1 protein-coding gene is annotated in these 846 nt (G+C 23.9%); it reads right to left on the bottom strand.

The window, feature by feature from the left end; all coding sequences use genetic code 4:
* A partial coding sequence (locus D9R21_RS07820; protein WP_158614012.1) for a hypothetical protein occupies window positions 1-846 on the bottom strand: 846 nt, incomplete at both ends.

The following is an 846-nucleotide window of genomic DNA, read 5'->3' as shown; positions in this document are numbered from 1 at the left end:
TAGAATATATTTTCTTTGATATAAATTTTTTACTATTTAGTAATGTTTTTGTTTTAATTGTTTTGTTTAAATCTTGTTTTGTTCTGAGTTGTTTATATGCTTGAAATACTAGTCCATTACCCAATAAACTAGTAACCGCACTATCTTCTAGCGTATTTAACAATTTATCTTTATTAAAGTTATTTTTAAATTGTTCTTGCATTTTTAATATCTTAGCAATTGTCCTATATATTTTAAAACTATCTTTTACTACTTGCTGATAAGCAAGTGGGGCAAAAGAAACTAAATTAAATAAACTTGTTTTTTTAAATCCCCAACCAATAAACCACTCACTGTTCATATAGAATTTAAATGGTTCAGAAGCCAAAACAAACTGTTCTGCTTTGATTAAAGTTGTCATAACGACAATAGGGGCATATTTAGGATTTTTATAATATATTGTTAAAGCAACTTCACCCGCAACTGATAAAGGAACAATTTTTACTGCTAAAAAAACATCAGAACCATAAGCAAAAGGTAATAATTGGCCTTTTTTAATAGCCTTAGTTTCAAATTTAGACAATATTTTTTTAGTTTTATCAGTAATTTTATTAATTACTTTTTGTTTAATAGCAATTATTTGTTTTTCAATTGGGGCTAATAATTTTTTAGTTACTTTTTGAATATAAAAATTTGGGTTTAAATGATTTAAAATTTTATTTAATTTAATTGGTGTTTGATGCAAAATATTTAATAATTTATTATTAAATATTTTACTGCCCCGCATTAAATTAGCATTTAATAGTAGATTTTTACCAACACCTTTTTTATGAAGATTAGTCATAATGTTATATCACTCATTAGTAT

Source organism: Spiroplasma endosymbiont of Megaselia nigra (assembly GCF_003987485.1).
Taxonomy (GTDB): Bacteria; Bacillota_I; Bacilli_A; order Mycoplasmatales; family Mycoplasmataceae; genus Spiroplasma.
The sequence above is the reverse complement of the archived record's forward strand: the minus strand, read 5'-3'. Positions and strand labels throughout refer to the sequence as shown.